This is a genomic window from Pseudomonas sp. HP_01 (genome assembly GCF_055284355.1).
Map to the genome: position 1 here is coordinate 311,662 of NZ_JBTOPV010000001.1, position 17,707 is coordinate 329,368.

Here is a 17,707-nt window from a genome sequence, read left to right on the forward strand (position 1 = left end):
AGGATGCAAAGGTGGGGGCGGAAACGGGGGCGGGAATTGAACGGGATCACGCCGTGAGCATTACCTCACGGCGCGTGCGTCCCTCCGTCCACTCCCGTGCTGGCGCGCAGGGGCAAGGACGGGCCTGCCGTTACGTCAAACGAGCGCAGTCTCCGGATGATCCTGAGCCACGCCTACCAGCTCCACCGAAACGGCATCCGCTGCGGCGGATGGGCTGGCCAGCGACGTCGGGGCGTCGGCGAATACCATGGATTTTGAAGGGAGCGCGGCGTTGAAATCCCCGTCCAGAACCAGCTCGAAGCGATGCCCTTGCACGTCGGCGTCCAGGTCTTTCAGGTAGACCCGGGTGTGCTCGGCGTTGGTGGTGAACTTCAAGGTGCCGTCATGGCCGTCGCCAAATCCGGTAAAGCCGAGGCCCGAGACGTCGATGGTGTCGTGAGCGGCATCGAAGTCGCCGATGCGGTCTGCATGGCTGGCGGTCGCCGTCCGGTAGCTGTCGGACACCGAGGTAAACAGAAACAGATCCGAGCCCGCGCCGCCAAACAGCACGTCGGCATCGGCGCCGCCGATCAGGGTGTCGTTGCCGCTGCCGCCCAGCAATCGGTCATGGCCGGCGCCTCCCCAGATCAAGTCCGCTCCGGATCCGCCGTTGAGGGTGTCTGCCCCGTCCTTGCCATTGATCGAGTCGGCCTTGGCCGTTCCAACGATGGCATCGCTGCCATTGCCGCCGTCGATGGCATTCAGCAGGGGGTTGGTCCCGACGTGGTCGCCCGCGCCTTGCAGTGATACGGCGTCCTGCTGCAGATGCGCGAAGGTGTTGCCGTACACCGAGTTGCTGCCGGACTGCCCGCCCTCCTCTGCCACGCCGAAGGTGCTTTTGTCACCGCCAGTGATGAGGTTGTCGGCGAAGGTGTTGTGGTCAGCCGGATGAAGTTTCCCGGAGACGCCGCCGCGGTCGTCGAACGGCTCGATCAGCACTTCAGGGATGCCGGCTTTCTGCGCGTTTTCGTGGATCAGATTGCCGCGAACCTCAACGTCCGTGCTGCCATACACACGCACGCCGGACGTGCCGTTGTGGTGAATGTCCACGCCGCTGATATCAACGCCATTGGACAGTTTCACCAACACGCCTTCAGCCGCGTTGCCGTATACCTCGCCACCTTCGATGGAGATGTGGTACGGCGAGGGGATGTTTTCGCTACCGCGCTGGACGACGATGCCACCGCCGCCATTGTCGTGGGAGACGTTGTTCAGCAGCGCCAGATCGTGGGTGGTCGTGACGATGTTGAAGCCGTGACGGTCATTGTCGTAGGCCAGGTTATTGCGAAACGTGCTGTCGATCAGGTAGTCGGCAACGAACCCGTCCAGCCCGTTGCCGTGGGACACGCTGTTTTCAATGAGCATGTTCGCCGTGCGTTCGTGGGGGTCGAAGCCGTAGCCCGAACAGTCGCGGATCTCGACGCCGGACAGCGTGACGTTTGAGTCCTGACCCGGCTGGCCTGGCAGAAAGCCGTTGTACCAGCCGTCCACCTTGCCGCTGGTGGCATCGCGGTTGCCGTCGAGGGTGAGGTTACTGACGCCGAAATCGTGGGTCGCTTCGCCGCTCGCCGAGCGGATGATGCCGGTGACCGCCTGGTCGGTGCCATCAGCCAGCTTGAGCACCGTGTTGCCCATGCCCTCACCTTTGATGAACACGTTGCTTTTGAGCATCAGGGCGCCGTCGGCAGGCTTTGCGCCTGGGGTCAGGCTCCAGGTGCCGGCAGGAATATAAACATCACCGCCGCCGGCTTTTGCCGCAGCATCGATGGCGGCTTGAATGGCCGCGGTGTCGGACGTATGCCCATCACCGACTGCGCCAAAATCCCGGACATTGAATTGCAGTGTCATAACGTGCTCCGTTTTGAATGAAGAGACGGGGGGCAGTATGGGCATGCTGTGTGAAAGGTGGGCCATCAGACGGCCCATGTGACCAGCGGTGGGGAATCCCGTCCTCAGTCTTTCCCCGTTCAGCGCAGATACAGGATCGAAATCTCCGCGGCTAAAGCCGGTCCCACTATCCAAAATCCCGGTGTATCCGAATTTCGCTGCAACCTGGGGTCATCTACCCAGCCTTCAATTCCCCACCCTGCTCGAACCGCTGCTGCAGCAAGTGCCGCGCCGCACCCGCATTGACGTAGCTTCCGATCAGTTCGGCCAGCTCGGGCAGCTTGAGCTTTTTGTCATCGCGGCAGAACCTGCTCATCGGCAGCATCAGCAACCGCTTTTTCTTGTTCAGCGCCACATCCGGTGCGAAGAACGAGCGGGAGGTCAGTTCCGGCAGAGGTGCATCGTCTTCGAGCAGGATCGTCAGCATGACGACATTTCCCACCTGCAGGTTGAAGTCGGCGATGTCGCGAATCGGCAGCGGTGCCTTGAGGTTGGCGAACACAAAATGATCCGGCGTCAGCAGCAGCGCGGTTTTATGCGCGCGCCTGAACAAACGCAACCCAAAGGGCAACATGCACAGCATGATGAACAGAGCGATGCCGGCACCGACGAAGAACGGCTCCGTACCACGTCCCGCAGCACCGGGAAACAGCAAGGGTGCCAAGAGCAGGATCAGCCCCGCCACTGCCAGCAGGCCACTGAAGCCGATCAGGATCTGCCCCCGCAAACGCGCCCCTTCGTACAGGGCCACGTCGCCGGTTACGTTGCCGGCGTGGGTGCGCAACGCCTCAACGATCGCAGCGTCCTGCTGAACGTGATGGGTCAGATAATCCTGGGTCAGGCGACTGCGCAACACCTCGGGCTGAGCGAAATAGCGGTTCATGGCAGCACAGGCCACTGCAGCATCCAGCGGCCGCGTGCCACTGCGCACGGCGTCGTCGATCGACACGTTGAGAGACGCCACGCGCTCGCCGTTCGAAGGATGGGTATCTGACGGATGCGGCAGCTGCGTGGCCATTTCCTCTTCAGGGAGGGTCAGCGGCAGCGCAGCTATCTCATGCAGAAGTGCCGTGGGCAGATCCTGCACGGCGCTCTGCTCGGGGGTGATATTGGTCGCCTGGGCGATATGGGTGGCCAGGCGGTCCTGAAGCATCGGGTCGATGGCGGAAATACGCACAAGCGCCGAAGCGGCCGCCAGATTGCCCGCCAGCTGCGCACCGGCGGCATCGGCTTCCAGCTCACGCACACGGCTCCAGTGCATCACCGCGTGGTCGAAACTTTCCATGAAGTAGGCACCCAGCATGAACGCCGGGTGCAAGGTCGCCCGCTGCAGCCATTCGCTGTCGACCAGAGTCTGCCCGATCACCACCAGGCTGCGCTCGATGCCGTGGTAGATCGGCACGAAGCGCATGCTGAACTCGGTGTCCGCGCCCGCAAAATGCCCAAGCTCGTGACCGATGACGGCGGTGGTCTCGGCTTCATCGAGGATGCCCAGATAGGCCAAAGGCACATGCAGGGTACGGCCGGTCAACGTGGCGTTGGCCGGCGCGAGGGCGATGTCGCCGGAAGTGACGTAAAAGCCGGCGGCCATGCCCAGCACGATGTGATCGGGCGGCAGTGCACCCAGTTTCAGGGCCAGATCCTTCACGTAAGCCCAGAGCACCGGCGCCTGATCGACGGTGACGGCCTCTCCCATCACGTCCATTGGCGTGGGCTGGAACATGTTGAGCATGACGCGTAGCTGGGTGCCCATCTGCCAGATGGAGTACAGGCAGCCTGCGACGAGGACCATGGCGAAGAACATGAACTTCATTTCGCCGGCGGAGAGTTGCCCGGCGTGCCACACATTCAGCGCCTCGAACGCGACGAGGGCGGCAATGGCTGCCCCCATGACCACCACATGCCCGACCAGAACGAAGGGCAAGAGTCTGGTGACACGGGTGAAGCTGTGCAGCAGTTGCTCACGAGACTGCATGGCCCGTCGGCCCGCCCAGTTCAGAGCGAGCAAGCCGACGCCGCCCATCAAGGCAGCCAGCAAGCCCAGCGTGATCACACCGATTGCCAGCCAGACCATGACGTCGGTCAGCGGCAGCAGCGTGTCCAGCTCGCCCTGCAAATCAGCGACGCGGGACAACGCCTCTTTCACTTCCATTTTCTCGCCGTCGCCGACGTCCACCATCACAGGACGCGAACCGCTTTTGTCGGCAATGGCCTGGAGTTCCGGACGGGCCCGATCAAGGTCAGCCTGATAACCCGCGTAGGTCAGGCGATTGTCGGTACTGCGTTGCAGCTCCCAGACCCCCAGCAGATTTAACGCAAGGGGGAATAAAACCAGTACAGCGATGAGCTTGAGTATTTTCATGTTCATGTGGCGGCCCTTTTCACAGCGCCGCCGAGTGCCTTCCCTGGCGCGCGCCTACTTCCTTGAGCAGAGGTTTGATGCCTCTGCGTGCTTTCCACAACCGAGACCTGCGCGGCGGTGAGCTACGCAAGCATCGGCAAATATCAGCGACCCAGCAATACGGCCTGCATACGTGTCTGCGCTTCCTGAACCACTTTGGCCTTGGCATTCAGGTCCTGCAGCAGCGTGTTCAATTCAGCCTGTACCTTGGCGTCCGTCACTTGCACCGCCGAGCCATTGATCTGGATCTGCGCCTTGTGTGCGTCGACGTAGTCCGCCACTTTGAGGCCCGATTCGAAGGTGCCGTTGACTTGCGGCATGACGGTCAGGAGTGCATTGGCCGGTACGGTGACGGTGCGATCGTAGGCGCTGTCGTATACGGTCTTCAGATCGTCCGGCTGCTTGAGCTGGGCATGGGCTGCGTCGGCTTTCGCCAACTCCTGCTTGAGCCGCGCGATCAGGTCGTTCACCCCGGTTTGCACCGTCTTGAGATCATCGCGGCGCTCGATCACGTCGCCCAATGAACGGAACGCGCCTTTCTGCACGAAGCCGTTCAGGGGTTTGGTGCTGGCGTCCATACCACTGTTGAAATCAGTGATCACAGCGTAGTCCCGGGTGTAATCGCCGAAAGACTTCGATTCGTCCGGGGTCAGCTTGGGCACGTGAACGCCCGGCTTGTCGATGATGCGTGTTTGCAGAAACTGCTTGAACGCGGCGCGCTGGTCAGGCTCGCTACTGCCGCAAGCGGTCAGTAGCAGAGGCAGTGCGAGGGCGAGTAACCAGTGGCGGCTGAATGAGACGGTCATCGTCGGAGAATCTCCAGGGAGTGAATAAACGCGGGCAGTTGGGTCTGCCCAAGGCTGTGAATGTCGACGCCTGGATGCCCGGGCAGCCCCAGGCATCCATGAGCGAAGACGCGGTGGGTTGAACAGGGTTCAGGCGAACGCCGGCACAGTGGCTGGCCGCCCCCTCACGCTGCTCTCCATGAGCAGCCCAAGGGTACTGAGAAACACATCGAGGCTGAGGATGCCGGTTGCCACAGTCGACAGCACCACCTTGCCCGCCGCATCCCGAATCTCGATTTTCTCGTTCCAGGTGCTGTGATCCATGCTGCGCAGCGTAGACATCGGCACCACGCTGTTCTGAACCAGCACGGCGTCGCGGGAGACCACGATTGGCTGGGTGTCTACGTGGAGGAAATCGCCGCCCATCCGCTTGCGCCAGACGTGGGCGGAGTTGATGCAATTGAACGTGATGCTGCCACCGCCGTGAAGGGTATCGAGGACCACGGGCTGCCGCGCGTTGAGGTACAGCTCGCGAAAGGTTTCCATGAAGGTGGGAAAGCCTTTCAACGACGGCAGCACCCGGTGAAAGGGTTCGCTGGCAGTACGGCGGAAAGCCAGGTTGGTGATCAACCCGGTGTAAGCCACCTGCCCCGAACTGAACAGATAAACGTCCTGAATCTCGCTGAACGGCACATAGGTTCGGGCGCCACGGGTCGTGTGCGCAATGCCGTCTTCAAACAGCTCATAGCTCGTCTGGCGCTGCCTGTTCTGCCACACATAAAGCCCCAGCACGCCCAACCCGAGGACTGCCAGGAAAGCGCTGGTGGCATAAATCATTAGGTCGGGGCTGGAAAAATTCAGCGTGGTGCCACGAGACGTGGTCAGTTCGACAGGGCCCGCAGCGCTGTGGGGCAACATCGTGCCCAGATACAAGACGAATCCGGCCAGGCTCAGCAGGACCGCGCCGAAGACCAGCAGAAACACCAGAAAGCCTTTGCCGTAGCTGAAACTGGCGACGCGCTGGCCAGTGGCAGGTGCCGCCGTTGAGGTTGTTTGCATGGCGACTTTGCATCCCTGTAAAAAGTGTGAATCAGCGCCGTCCAAATTGGCCTGGCGATGGGCTGCCTGGCGCCCTGATAAAAAACGTTGGCGCAGATAAATCCGTCTGTAACCGTGATGCTAGATAGCTTACGCAGAAATAAATTCCCTTTGGATCCCATTATTTTGTAATTTTGCGAAATGTTTCGCAGTCAGTGGGGCGGGTGCATCTGAGCATTTGAACCCCTCGCGCCGATCACTCTCAAATCAGCGCACCCAACCTTCAGGCTCAAGGACGACAACGCCCATGAAAGACAAGAACCGCACAGGACTTCAGCCATGATTGTCGGGATTGACCTTGGCACCACCAACAGCCTGATCGCGCTCTGGAAAGACGATGCCAGCGTGCTGGTGCCGAACGCGCTGGGCGAGCTACTCACCCCCTCCGTGGTCGGCCTGGACGACGAGGGTCGGATTCTGGTCGGGCAAGCCGCCCGCGAACGCCTGCACACTCACCCTTCCCTGACCACTGCGTTGTTCAAACGCCACATGGGCAGCGCCCACCAGACGGCCCTCGGCGACCACCTGTTTCGTCCTGAAGAGCTTTCAGCGCTGGTGCTTAGAAGCCTCAAGGAAGACGTCGAGCGCGCCTATGGCGAGACGGTCATTGAGGCGGTTATCAGTGTCCCCGCCTACTTCAGCGATGCCCAACGCAAAGCCACGCGTATCGCAGGGGAACTGGCCGGCCTCAAGGTCGAGAAGCTGATCAACGAACCCACCGCCGCCGCCCTGGCGTTCGGCTTGCCGCAGCACGGCAAGGAAAGTTCGTTTCTGGTGTTCGACCTGGGGGGCGGGACGTTTGACGTGTCGATCCTTGAGCTCTTCGAGGGGGTCATGGAAGTGCGTGCCAGTGCGGGCGACAACTTCCTCGGTGGCGAAGATTTTGACCGGCTGCTGGCCGAGGCTTTCGTTCGCTCCCAAGCTGAACAGCCAGGCTTTCCCACTCCCGAATCAATCACCCACGCGCTGCACCGCGAGGCCCAACGCCTGCGCATCGCCCTCGGCCAGGCGCGCAGCGGTGAGTTCGTCCTGCGCGTGGACGGCAGGGAGTGGCAGCACACCTTCAGCCAGGAGGACATCGCCGCGCTGTATGCGCCGTTGCTCGAGCGGTTGCGCAATCCGGTCGAGCGCGCCATGCGCGATGCCAGGCTGCAGGTCGGCGATCTGGACGAAATCCTGTTGGTCGGCGGCACCACGCGTATGCCGCTGGTGCGCAAACTGGCGGCGGGCATGTTCGGGCGCTTTCCTTCGATCCAGCTCAACCCGGATGAAGCCGTGGCCCACGGCGCAGCGATACAGGCGGCGCTTAAATCCCGGAACGCGGCCCTGGAAGAAGTGGTGCTGACCGACGTCTGTTCCTACACCTTGGGCATTGAGGTCGCAGAACGGGTCGGCCGGCACCGTGAGTATGGGCACTATCTGCCGATCATCGAGCGCAACACCACCGTACCGGTCAGCCGGGTGAAGACCGTTTACTCTTCCGAAGCGGGACAAACCGGCGTGACGGTGAGCATCTTCCAGGGCGAAAGTCGTCTCGTGCGCGACAACATTCCTCTGGGCGAACTGGAGATTCCCCTTCCGGCGCGCAATGAAGGCAACGTCAGTCTCGACGTGCGCTTCACGTACGACAACAACGGCATTCTTGAATGTCAGGTCACTATTCCCAGCACTGGCGATGCGTTCGCACTGGTGATCGAAAACAACCCCGGCGTGCTCAGCCCTGAAGAAATCGCCGAGCGCCTGCAAGCGCTCGCTGCGCTCAAGGTGCATCCGCGCGATCAGCAGATCAATACGCTGTTGATGGCGCGTCTGGAGCATCTCTATCAAGAGAGCCTGGGAGCACGCCGCGAACTGATCGGTGACTGGGCAAGCCAGTTTCAGCGCGCCCTCGACAGTCAGGACGAGCGCCTCATCCGGCAGACGCGCACGGAGTTGAACGAGCGGCTCAAACAGCTGGAACATGGCGGGTGGCAATGACCCATGGACACGACGTTCGATTGCTGGAAGATTCTCGACCTCCCTGCCCGCTCCGACGAGCGCAGCGTTAAACGGCAGTACGCCAGACTGCTGAAGGTCACCCGCCCGGACGAAGACCCCGTCGCGTTCCAGCAACTGCGTGAAGCCTACGAACGCGCGTTGCAGCTAGCCCGTGAGGGCCCCGAGGACAGCGCAGACGGGGCAGCGATGAAAGAGACCGTTTCAGCGCCTCTGGTGGCAAGGCCCGCGCCTTTTGCCGGGCCGGTAGTGCGTTCGGCGCACGAACTGGCCGCCGATCTGCTTGAACGCTTTGACGACAACGCCGTTGATGACTGCTGGAATGAAGCCATCGCAAAAGGCATCGAAGCGAACTTCGAAGCCTTGCTGTTTTTAAGTTGTGTGAACGCGCCGGATGCGCACCCGAACCTGTTGCGATGGGGCCTTGAAACCCGGCAGTGGCTGACACCCTGGCAACAGGTTCGTCCTCGGCAATCCGATCAAGAGCGGCTCGGCCATTTGCTCTCGATGGGGTTGTACCGCAGGCTGGATCAGCACATGGCGGCCGGCGATGAAACACGCTTCATCGAGTGCCTTGAGCGCCACAGTCGCCAAGGCTGGCTGGGCGATCTGGCCCGTCGTCAAACGCTGCAAAAGCAGGTGCTCGATCTTTTTCTCGAACATAAGAACTGGTCACCCGCGTTGTTTCAGCAGGTTCGGCGGCTGTTCGACTGGGAGGCAGCCGAAGCGGCTGTGCCTATCATCGATGAGCAATGGCACGCCCTGCTCTGGCGCTGCGAAGAGAAGAAATGGCTGGACGAATTGCGCGCGCTTGCACGCCAGGGCGATCAGCATCCCGACCCACGCGCCACTGCTGCTGCGCTGTTCCTGACCGGTTCATCCGGGGAACGCCTGCAGGCACGCACCGCCACATTCACCGAGGCTGACTGGCAGGCTTGCGAACAATTATCCGAGGACTTCACGAAGCGGTTTCCCGACTGGCCCAAGAGATTTCCGGACCACAACCCATGGTTCTGGAAAGCACTGGTAGGACACGAAAGTCCGCAGCACGTGATGAAGCGGGCCTGCGCCGGCATGACAATCACCCTCGCCCTCGGAATGATGGATCGCCTGCAACCCGACGAGCTACCCGTCATGGTGATTATGTCGCCGCTCCTGATCCTGCTGGGGGTGCTGGCCGCTTACATGGGCAAATGGCTGTTGGAGCACTGGGTCACGTTCACGGAATCCTTCTACGACATCGATCAACGCGTGAGCGCGTGGTGCGCACGCCACCAACTGACGCGGGATCGGCGTTATCTGGTGATCCGCAACAGCGTGCCGATGTTCGTCGTGGCTTTCACTCTATGGAAATGGCTCGGACTGCTCGGCGTGGTCACGTACGTGCTTACTCTCCTGCTCGGCAAACTGCCAACCAGACGCGCGGCGCCGCTGGATCGGCAATACCGCTGGCGACGGCCGTTGCAAGCGATCTACCGGATTGCCGGGCTCAGTCCGCTGCAGTGGCTGTTCGGAGTTGTCATGGTCGTTGTGATCGTTTACGTGCAACAGAACATGCCCGGCACGCTGCTGACCCAAGGTTCCTGAGACCCGGCGATGCGCCGATTAGTCCGGCTGAACGATGCGCTTGGAGGCCTCGGCGGCAAAGCCCGAGGCCCCGTTCCCAGCATAGTCGCCCCACAGGCGCCGCATTGACCTAGAGCCGAATATCCTCCGGCCGTTGAATCAGTGCCTCGATCCGGGTGCCGGTGACCTGCTCTTCATTGGAAAATCCGTCATAGCGCGCCAGCTCGCCAAAACCGATGTCGGTGAGCGCTTCAATCTGCGTAACGCTGCGTCGATACGTCCTCAGTGCGCCAAACATCAGTTCCAGCTTGCCCAGCTCGCGGGTCTGGTCGATGACGTACGCGCTGGCCGAAGGTTTGCCGTCATCGCCGAGGAACGCGACGACTTTCCAGAAGGCTCGGGGAATTTGCACGCCCCGGTACAGCGGGTCGTCACTGCGCAGGACTGGTCCGGTGAAGACCGTGGCTCGCTCTTTCCAGCGGCGAGTGTTTCCCAGGATGAAGTCTTCGAGCTCCAGCCAGGTCTTCTGGTTGAAGGCCGACATCTGCGGCGAGCAGTTGGTGAAATGGAAAGTGTCCTGATTGGCGGTTTGCGCCTCGGCGCCCCAGTTGGGGTCTTGGCGGCGAACCAGATGACCGCGATCCAGCAGGTTGTCGCGGTACAGCTCGTCGCCAATCTGCGCCTCGACCGGCAGGCGACCGTCGTAGGCCCAGGCGTCCTGACTCCGCACAATCTCGACGCTGCTGCCCCCCTCAATGTTCACGCCGACGTACAGCGCGATGCGCCGACTCCGGGACATGCTGACGGAGAAGTGGGTGTAATCCAGACGATTGCCCGGAGTGCCCACGGGAAACACGTCCTCCGCTGATGACGCCGTTGGCCACGGCACGACGAAGTCTCCGAGAAAATCGCCGCTGTAGCCGGACCGGCCTTCCAGTTCCGGCGCCGGCGTGACCCGCGCTTGCGGGGTTGAGCGCAGCGCGGTGGCATGGGATGACGGGGCGGCCGTAATGGGCTGAAGATCAGCAAGACGGGGGCGATGGGCCAGGTCCACCTGAGCGTTATGTGTCGGCATCCTGCTACCTCTTGATTGATGAGGCCCGTTGGCGGGCCCTTCTGATACAACGCACACGATCATGTGCCGCAAAGTGTGAATATCACATGACCCTCGCTGGCCGGACAGCCGCTGGATCAAATGCGGGTCTCAATCCAGGCCCGGCGTTAGCCGGGAAGGCATCAGCAGCCACACCGCGTAATTGATGGCCGGCGCTAATCCGGAGCCGGCTCCTGCAGAGTGTTGTGATGCTTTTATGGTAGGACCGGCTTTAGCCGGGAAGGCGACCGGCGCCACACCGCGAAATTGAGGGTGTTCACGCCGGCCTCTTCCCGGCTGAAGCCGGTCCCAATAACTGCAGCCCACGCATCCAGTCGGATTGGCGATGGCGCCTCATTGTGGGACCGGCTTTAGCCGGGAAGGCGTCAGTGGTTACGCCGCGAATTCAATGTTGGCAAGGCTGGCCTCTTCCTGGCTGAAGCCGGTCCTACTACACCGCACGCCTTGCAGGTAGAATGCTGCGCTTGCGGGCAGCCATTCTGCCCATCTGCCCGATAAGCGCCTTCCCATGCCTTTCGAACTCACCGTTGAACCCACCACCCTACTGGTGCTGGCTGTCGTTGCCTTTGCCGCCGGTTTCATCGACGCCATCGCAGGCGGCGGCGGGCTGTTGACCACGCCTGCCCTGCTCACTGCCGGCCTGCCGCCGCATCTGGTGTTGGGCACCAACAAGCTCAGCTCGACCTTCGGCTCGGCCACTGCCAGCTACACCTTTTACCGACGCAAGCTGTTTAACCCGGCGCAATGGAAACGCGCGCTGATCGGCACGGCGGTGGGGGCGCTGATCGGTGCGGTGGTCGCGCATTATCTGCCGGCCGAACTGCTGAACCAGATGCTCCCGGTGATCGTGTTCGGCTGCGGGCTGTACCTGCTGTTCGGCGGCACGCCCAAGGCGCCGCTGGACAGCAACGCGCCGATCAAGACCAAATGGCAGTTGCCCCAAGGCCTCGGGCTCGGCTTTTACGACGGCGTGGCCGGTCCCGGCACCGGAGCGTTCTGGACAGTCAGCACGCTTTTGATGTACCCCGTCGACCTGGTGAAAGCCAGCGGCGTCGCCCGCAGCATGAACTTCGTCAGCAACGCCGCCGCGCTGATGATCTTCGCCATCAACGGGTCTGTGGACTGGGTCATTGGTTTGTCGATGGGCCTGGCGCTGATGGTCGGGGCCTTTCTGGGCGCCAGAACCGCGATCAAGGGCGGCGCCAAGTTCATCCGCCCTGTCTTCATCACCGTGGTGCTGGGCTTAACCGTCCGCCTGGCCTGGCAGCACTGGTTCAACTGAGCCTGAGCGCCGGGCCAGATACAGGTCGATCAGGTAGCGCGCAATCGAGCGACTGGCCGGCAACGGCGGCAGGTCATGGATGCTGAACCACTGGGCGTCTTCGATTTCGTCTGCCTGGGGGACGATGTCGCCCCTGTCGTATTCCGCGTGGAAGCCGAGCATCATCGAGTGTGGGAACGGCCAGCACTGGCTGCCCATGTACTGAATGTTCTTGACCGTCACCTGAACCTCTTCCATCACCTCGCGCCGTACACAGTCCTCGGCCGACTCACCCGGCTCGGCGAACCCGGCCAGCGTGCTGTAGACACCCGACACAAAACGCGGCGAGCGCGCCAGCAGCACTTCATCGCCACGGGTGATCAGCACGATCATGCTCGGCGAGATCCGCGGGTAAGCGCGCAGATTGCAGTGCGGGCAATACATCGCCCGCTCGCCCGGCACTTGCTGCGCCGGTTGCCCGCAACTGCCACAAAAACGGTGTTCACGGGCCCAAGTGCTGATCTGCGCCGCGTAGCCAAGCATCTGGAAAACATCAGCGTCGTCGGCGAGCATGAACTGACGCAGGGTCTGCCACTGCGAGCCCTCTAAATCCAGGGCCGGACCCACCTCCTGCGAATCCCGAAGGGTCTGTACGTACACCGGCTCGCCATCGAAATGGCCAATGCCGTGCTCATGCATCAAGGGCAGGTCCTGCCGCTTCAGCCATTCGCGCGGGAACAGCACGCGGTTACTGTCCTTCAAAAAGCCTTGGTCACTCTGAACCACAGCCCAACCGCCGGGTGCCTGGACATCAAGTACGGCGGTGGTCCAACGCTTCGGGCGCGTCATGCCTCAACTCCTCTGATCACCGAGCTGCCCGTCCCCAGCTCGATAGAGAGCTCAGAAGCGGCAGGCGGTCATGCATTCAAATAGGTCAATCAATTGTCGAAGACCGGCTTCTGTTTGCTCAGGTGAGCCACCATCGCCAGCTTCAGGTCGGCCGATTGCAACATGGCAGCGTTCCAGGTGGCAATGTATTCGAGGCCATCGTCCACGCTGTGATCGCGCATGTAGCCGATCATCCGCTTGCTGCCACTGATGGCGATGGGGGATTTGCCGGCGATGTCCCGGGCGATGGCGAACACGCCTTCGAGCAACTGCGGCAGGTCGCTGAACGTGCGATTGACCAAGCCAATGCGCAGCGCTTCTTCGGCGCCGACGTTGCGGCCGGTGTAGGCCATTTCGCGCATCATGCCGTCCCCGATCAATCGCGGCAGGCGCTGCAAAGTGCCGACATCCGCCGCCATGCCCATGTCGATTTCACGAATGGAAAACATCGCATCGTCGGCCGAGTAGCGCATGTCACAGGCGCTGATCAGATCGATGGCGCCGCCGATGCAATAGCCCTGAATGGCGGCAAGCACCGGTTTACTGCAACGGTCGACTACGCTGAAGGATTCCTGCATCTGCAGAATCTTGCGCCGCAGCAGGCGAGCGTTGCGGCCCACGTCCTTGCCCAGCTCGCTGGCCACCGACGCGAGCAGCGTCAGGTCGATGCCGGAAGAGAAGTGTTTGCCCGCGCCACTGAGCACCACCACCCGAACGTCGTCAGTGTCGTCGACCCAACGGAAAATCTCGATGATCTCCTGCCAGAACGCGGCGTTCATCGCGTTGATTTTCTCCGGACGATTGATTTGCACGTGGGCAATGTGGTCGGCCAGTTCGACCTTGAACGCACTGTAGTCAGACACGGCTTCAGATCCTTTTATGGGCCATATGGGGGTTTATTCCTTGACGCCGAATCATAGCAAGTCAATCTGTGCGCCCGCAGGCCACGGTTGCGCCATTTGCCGGACCTCGAATCTGCTGCCCCCCGTCTCGCAAAGCCGTCGGTCGGCCCGCAATAAACTGAACGCTCCCAGCCGGTAACGGTCCAGAGTGATGGCTGCATGTAATCGGGGTTCCCGGCCATGTCTGCCTGGGTAGCCGGCCTGTTCCGGCGCCCGACCTTTTCTCAGGTCGCAAGAGGGCGATTCTTGACTACATCAAAAGCGGCAACCGGTATCGTGGGCCTGGATGACATCCTTGCGGGTGGCCTTTCGCGCAGTCACGTGTTTCTCCTGGAAGGAGAGCCCGGCACCGGCAAAACCACCGTCGCGCTGCAGTTTCTGCTGGCAGGCGCAGCGGCGGGCGAACGTGGTCTGTACATCACGCTGTCTGAAACCGAGCGCGAATTGCGCGACGGCGCCCGCTCCCACGGCTGGGAGCTGGACGAAAACATCTCGGTGTTCGAACTGACACCCCCTGAAGATTTGTTGAACGCTGCTCATCAGCAGAGTTTGCTGTATTCCTCGGACCTTGAACTGGGCGAGGCGACCAAGCAGATTTTCGAAATTGTCGAGCAGGTCAAACCTTCGCGGGTGATCATCGACAGCCTCTCGGAAATCCGCCTGCTGGCGCAAAGCTCGTTGCGTTATCGCCGGCAGATCCTGGCGATCAAGCATTACTTCGCGCGCTACGACACAACCGTCGTACTGCTCGACGACCTCACCACCGAATCCCTGGACAAAACCGTCCACAGCGTTGCCCACGGCGTGATTCGCCTTGAAGGGCTCACGCCAACTTATGGCGCCGAGCGCCGTCGCCTGCGGGTGGTGAAGTACCGCGGTCAGAAGTACCGCGGCGGCTATCATGACTTCAACATCATGGACGACGGTATTCAGGTGTTTCCGCGCCTGGTGGCGGCCGAGCACCGTGCCGGGCATGTCAGTCGCCAGCTCAGCAGCGGCATCAAGGAAGTCGACGCGCTGCTCGGTGGTGGACTGGACAGCGGTTCCAGCACCGTGATTCTGGGGCCTGCGGGCACCGGCAAATCGTTGATCGCTTTGAAGTTCGCCGCAGCGGCGGTCGAGCGTGGCGAGAAAGCGGCGCTGTTTATCTTTGATGAAGAACTCGGGCTGCTGTACAGCCGGATGAGCAAACTGGGCATTGATCTTCGCGCACTTGAGGAGACTGGCAATCTGCTCATCCAGCAAGTCGACGCCGCTGAATTGTCCCCCGGCGAGTTTGCCCACCGCGTTCGCCGCTGTGTGGACGAACTGGGCATCCAGACCGTCGTGATCGACAGCCTCAACGGCTACCAGGCCGCGATGCCTGAAGAGAACGCGCTGGTCTTGCATGTGCACGAATTGCTGCTCTACCTCAATCGTCATGGCGCCTCCACGTTCATGACCGTCGCCCAGCACGGCCTGGTCGGCGACATGCAGACCCCGGTGGACATCACCTACCTCGCCGACTCAGTGATCCTGCTGCGTTATTTCGAGGCGCTGGGTCAGGTCCGTCGGGCCATTTCTGTCATCAAAAAACGCACAGGCACCCATGAGTCAACTATTCGTGAATACCGCATCAGTTCGTCCGGCATGACCATCGGCGAACCGCTGGAAGCCTTCCAGGGCGTGCTGCGAGGCATCCCTCAATATCTCGGTGATAACAATCCGCTGCTGCGGGACACCGACGCGTGAGCACTCCGGGACAGTTATCGGAACGGGCCATTATCCTGGCCCCTCTCGGACGCGACAGCCTGATCGCGTCGACCATGCTGCAGGAAGCCGGCTACCCGGCGATCATCACCCCCGACCTCGGGCAGCTGTGCAATGAGCTGATGTCCGGTGCCGGTCTGGCGATCATCGCCGATGAGGCCTTGCGCGGCGCTGACATCAACCCGCTGCTCAGCTTGCTGGCCAATCAGCCGGCCTGGTCGGACTTCCCCATCGTGTTGCTGACCCATCACGGCGGCCCCAAACAGAACCCTTCAGCCCACCTGGGCAAGATGCTCGGTAACGTCACGTTTCTGGAGCGGCCGTTCCACCCGGCCACGCTCATCAGCCTGGTGAGCACCGCCGTGCGCGGCCGCCGACGACAGTACGAAGCCCGCAGCCGCCTCGAGCAATTGCAGGAAAGCGAGCAGCGCCTGCAGCATGCGCTCAAAGCCGGACGACTGGGTTCCTGGCAGCTGGACACCGAGTTCCTCGGCCTCGATTGCTCGGACATCACCAAAGCGCACTTTGGCCGGGACGAGCGCGACACGCTCTCCTACCACGAATGGCTGGGTGCGGTGCATGCTGAAGACCAGCCCCGCATGCAGTCGGTGTTGCAGCACACCGTGGACAGCGGCGCCGATTTCATCATCGAGTTTCGCAACGTCTGGCCGGACGGCTCGGTGCATTGGGTCGATATTCGAGCCCGGGCGATCCGCGCGCGCGATGGCCGGGTCACCCTGCTGTCCGGCGTGACCTCGGACATCACCGAGCGCAAGCTGGCCGAACAGCAGCTGCGCCAGCTCAACGAAACCCTGGAGCAGCAAGTCGAGGAACGCACCTCCCAGCTGCGCCACAATGAAGAAGTCCTGCGTCAGTCGCAGAAGATGGAAGCAGTGGGCCAGCTCACCGGGGGTATCGCCCATGATTTCAACAACATGCTGACCGGTATCATCGGCAGCCTCGAACTGCTGAGACGACGCATCGCTCGGGGCCGCACCGACGACCTGGATGGCCTGATCGACCTGGGCGTTACCTCGGCCAATCGCGCCGCCGCCCTGACCCACCGTTTGCTGGCGTTCTCGCGGCGCCAGTCGCTGGACGCCAAGCCGGTCTTGATGAATGACCTTGTCAACTCCATGGGCGAACTGCTGAACCGCAGCGTCAACGAGAGCATCCGTCTCGACATGTGCCTGGACCCGGAATTGTGGACCGCCGAGGCCGACCCGAACCAGCTCGAAAGCGCCCTGCTCAACCTGGTGCTCAACGCTCGCGACGCCATGCCCGATGGCGGCATGCTGATGATCGAGACCTTCAACCGCCGCCTCGACCGCGATTTCACCAACGCTTACGAGAATCTCCTGCCGGGTGACTACGTGGTGCTCAGCGTGCGCGACACGGGCTGCGGAATGCCGGAAACCGTCATTGGCCGGGCATTCGATCCGTTTTTCACCACCAAGCCGATCGGCCAGGGTACCGGTCTCGGTTTGTCCATGATCTACGGCTTCGTCAAGCAATCCCACGGGCACGTCGCCATCGAGAGCCAGGTTGGCGACGGCACAACCGTCCAGCTGTTTCTCCCGCGTTACCACGGGGCGGCGCAGCAAGATGACCCGGCCCTGCCCAACGACACGGCCCAGGCCCGTGAAGGCGAAACCATTCTATTGGTTGAGGACGATCCGGCCGTGCGCGCACTGGTCAGCCAGGTGCTGAGCGAACTGGGTTACGCGTACGTGGAAGCGGGTGATGCCGCCGGGGCGATTCCGATCCTGGAATCGGGCCAGCGCATTGACCTGATGATCAGCGACGTCGGCCTGCCGGGCATGAATGGGCGTCAGCTGGCCGACATTGGTCGGCAGTTGCGCTCGGATCTGAAAGTGCTGTTCATCACCGGCTACGCGGAAAACGCCAGCGCCCGCTCGGGGTTCCTTGAAGAAGGTATGCAGATGATCACCAAACCGTTTGCCTTTGACCAATTGACGGCCAAGGTGCGGGAGATGATCGAGGGCTGAGGCAGGCGCTGCA

General features: G+C 61.9%; 12 protein-coding genes. 5 read left to right on the forward strand and 7 right to left on the reverse strand.

Features of this window, described 5'->3' with window-relative positions; all coding sequences use genetic code 11:
* Nucleotides 1-135 precede the first annotated feature (135 nt).
* The 4 genes from ACYAR8_RS01395 to ACYAR8_RS01410 all read right to left on the reverse strand — a co-directional run bounded on the left by ACYAR8_RS01395 (nt 136) and on the right by ACYAR8_RS01410 (nt 6,171).
* Nucleotides 136-1,887: a right-handed parallel beta-helix repeat-containing protein gene (locus ACYAR8_RS01395; RefSeq protein WP_463578844.1), complete on the reverse strand. Its 1,752-nt coding sequence runs from the start codon at nt 1,885-1,887 to the stop codon at nt 136-138.
* 214 nt (nt 1,888-2,101) lie between these two features.
* Nucleotides 2,102-4,288 carry a M48 family metallopeptidase gene (locus tag ACYAR8_RS01400; RefSeq protein ID WP_463578983.1) on the reverse strand — a complete coding sequence of 729 codons (2,187 nt, stop codon included), beginning with the start codon at nt 4,286-4,288 and terminating at the stop codon, nt 2,102-2,104.
* A gap of 143 nt (nt 4,289-4,431) precedes the next feature.
* A complete protein-coding gene (locus ACYAR8_RS01405) occupies nt 4,432-5,133 on the reverse strand; it encodes a DUF3053 domain-containing protein (protein WP_463578845.1) in 702 nt (233 codons plus the stop codon).
* Nucleotides 5,134-5,262: 129 nt separating this feature from the next.
* Nucleotides 5,263-6,171 (reverse strand): hypothetical protein, encoded by a 909-nt coding sequence (locus ACYAR8_RS01410; protein WP_463578846.1) that lies wholly within the window; start codon nt 6,169-6,171, stop codon nt 5,263-5,265.
* Between the two features lie 318 nt (nt 6,172-6,489).
* Between ACYAR8_RS01410 and ACYAR8_RS01415 the strand changes: the two genes are divergently transcribed.
* Together ACYAR8_RS01415 and ACYAR8_RS01420 are read left to right on the forward strand one after the other, a co-directional pair.
* Complete coding sequence (locus tag ACYAR8_RS01415; protein ID WP_463578847.1) at nt 6,490-8,187, forward strand: Hsp70 family protein; 1,698 nt, start codon at nt 6,490-6,492, stop codon at nt 8,185-8,187.
* 3 nt (nt 8,188-8,190) lie between these two features.
* A complete protein-coding gene (locus tag ACYAR8_RS01420; protein ID WP_463578848.1) occupies nt 8,191-9,792 on the forward strand; it encodes a J domain-containing protein in 1,602 nt (533 codons plus the stop codon).
* 109 nt (nt 9,793-9,901) lie between these two features.
* On the opposite strand, the gene ACYAR8_RS01425 is transcribed toward ACYAR8_RS01420, so the two are convergent.
* Nucleotides 9,902-10,846 carry a DNA/RNA non-specific endonuclease gene (locus ACYAR8_RS01425; RefSeq protein ID WP_463578849.1) on the reverse strand — a complete coding sequence of 315 codons (945 nt, stop codon included), beginning with the start codon at nt 10,844-10,846 and terminating at the stop codon, nt 9,902-9,904.
* 547 nt (nt 10,847-11,393) lie between these two features.
* Between ACYAR8_RS01425 and ACYAR8_RS01430 the strand changes: the two genes are divergently transcribed.
* Complete coding sequence (locus ACYAR8_RS01430; protein ID WP_074885429.1) at nt 11,394-12,167, forward strand: TSUP family transporter; 774 nt, start codon at nt 11,394-11,396, stop codon at nt 12,165-12,167.
* On the opposite strand, the gene nudC is transcribed toward ACYAR8_RS01430, so the two are convergent.
* Nucleotides 12,129-12,995 carry an NAD(+) diphosphatase gene (gene nudC / locus ACYAR8_RS01435; protein ID WP_463578850.1) on the reverse strand — a complete coding sequence of 289 codons (867 nt, stop codon included), beginning with the start codon at nt 12,993-12,995 and terminating at the stop codon, nt 12,129-12,131. The two genes, ACYAR8_RS01430 and nudC, sit on opposite strands and share 39 nt — an antisense overlap.
* Before the next feature lie 89 nt (nt 12,996-13,084).
* Entirely contained in the window at nt 13,085-13,897 is an 813-nt protein-coding gene (locus ACYAR8_RS01440) for a crotonase/enoyl-CoA hydratase family protein (RefSeq protein WP_463578851.1), read from the reverse strand.
* A 285-nt stretch (nt 13,898-14,182) separates the two neighbouring features.
* Here ACYAR8_RS01440 and ACYAR8_RS01445 point away from each other — a divergent pair, with 285 nt between their 5' ends.
* Together ACYAR8_RS01445 and ACYAR8_RS01450 are read left to right on the forward strand one after the other, a co-directional pair.
* Nucleotides 14,183-15,667, forward strand: a complete 1,485-nt coding sequence (locus ACYAR8_RS01445; RefSeq protein ID WP_463578852.1) for an ATPase domain-containing protein — start codon at nt 14,183-14,185, stop codon at nt 15,665-15,667.
* Nucleotides 15,664-17,694 carry a response regulator gene (locus ACYAR8_RS01450; protein WP_108121948.1) on the forward strand — a complete coding sequence of 677 codons (2,031 nt, stop codon included), beginning with the start codon at nt 15,664-15,666 and terminating at the stop codon, nt 17,692-17,694. Before ACYAR8_RS01445 ends, ACYAR8_RS01450 begins: the two co-directional genes overlap by 4 nt.
* The last annotated feature ends 13 nt before the right edge of the window (nt 17,695-17,707 follow it).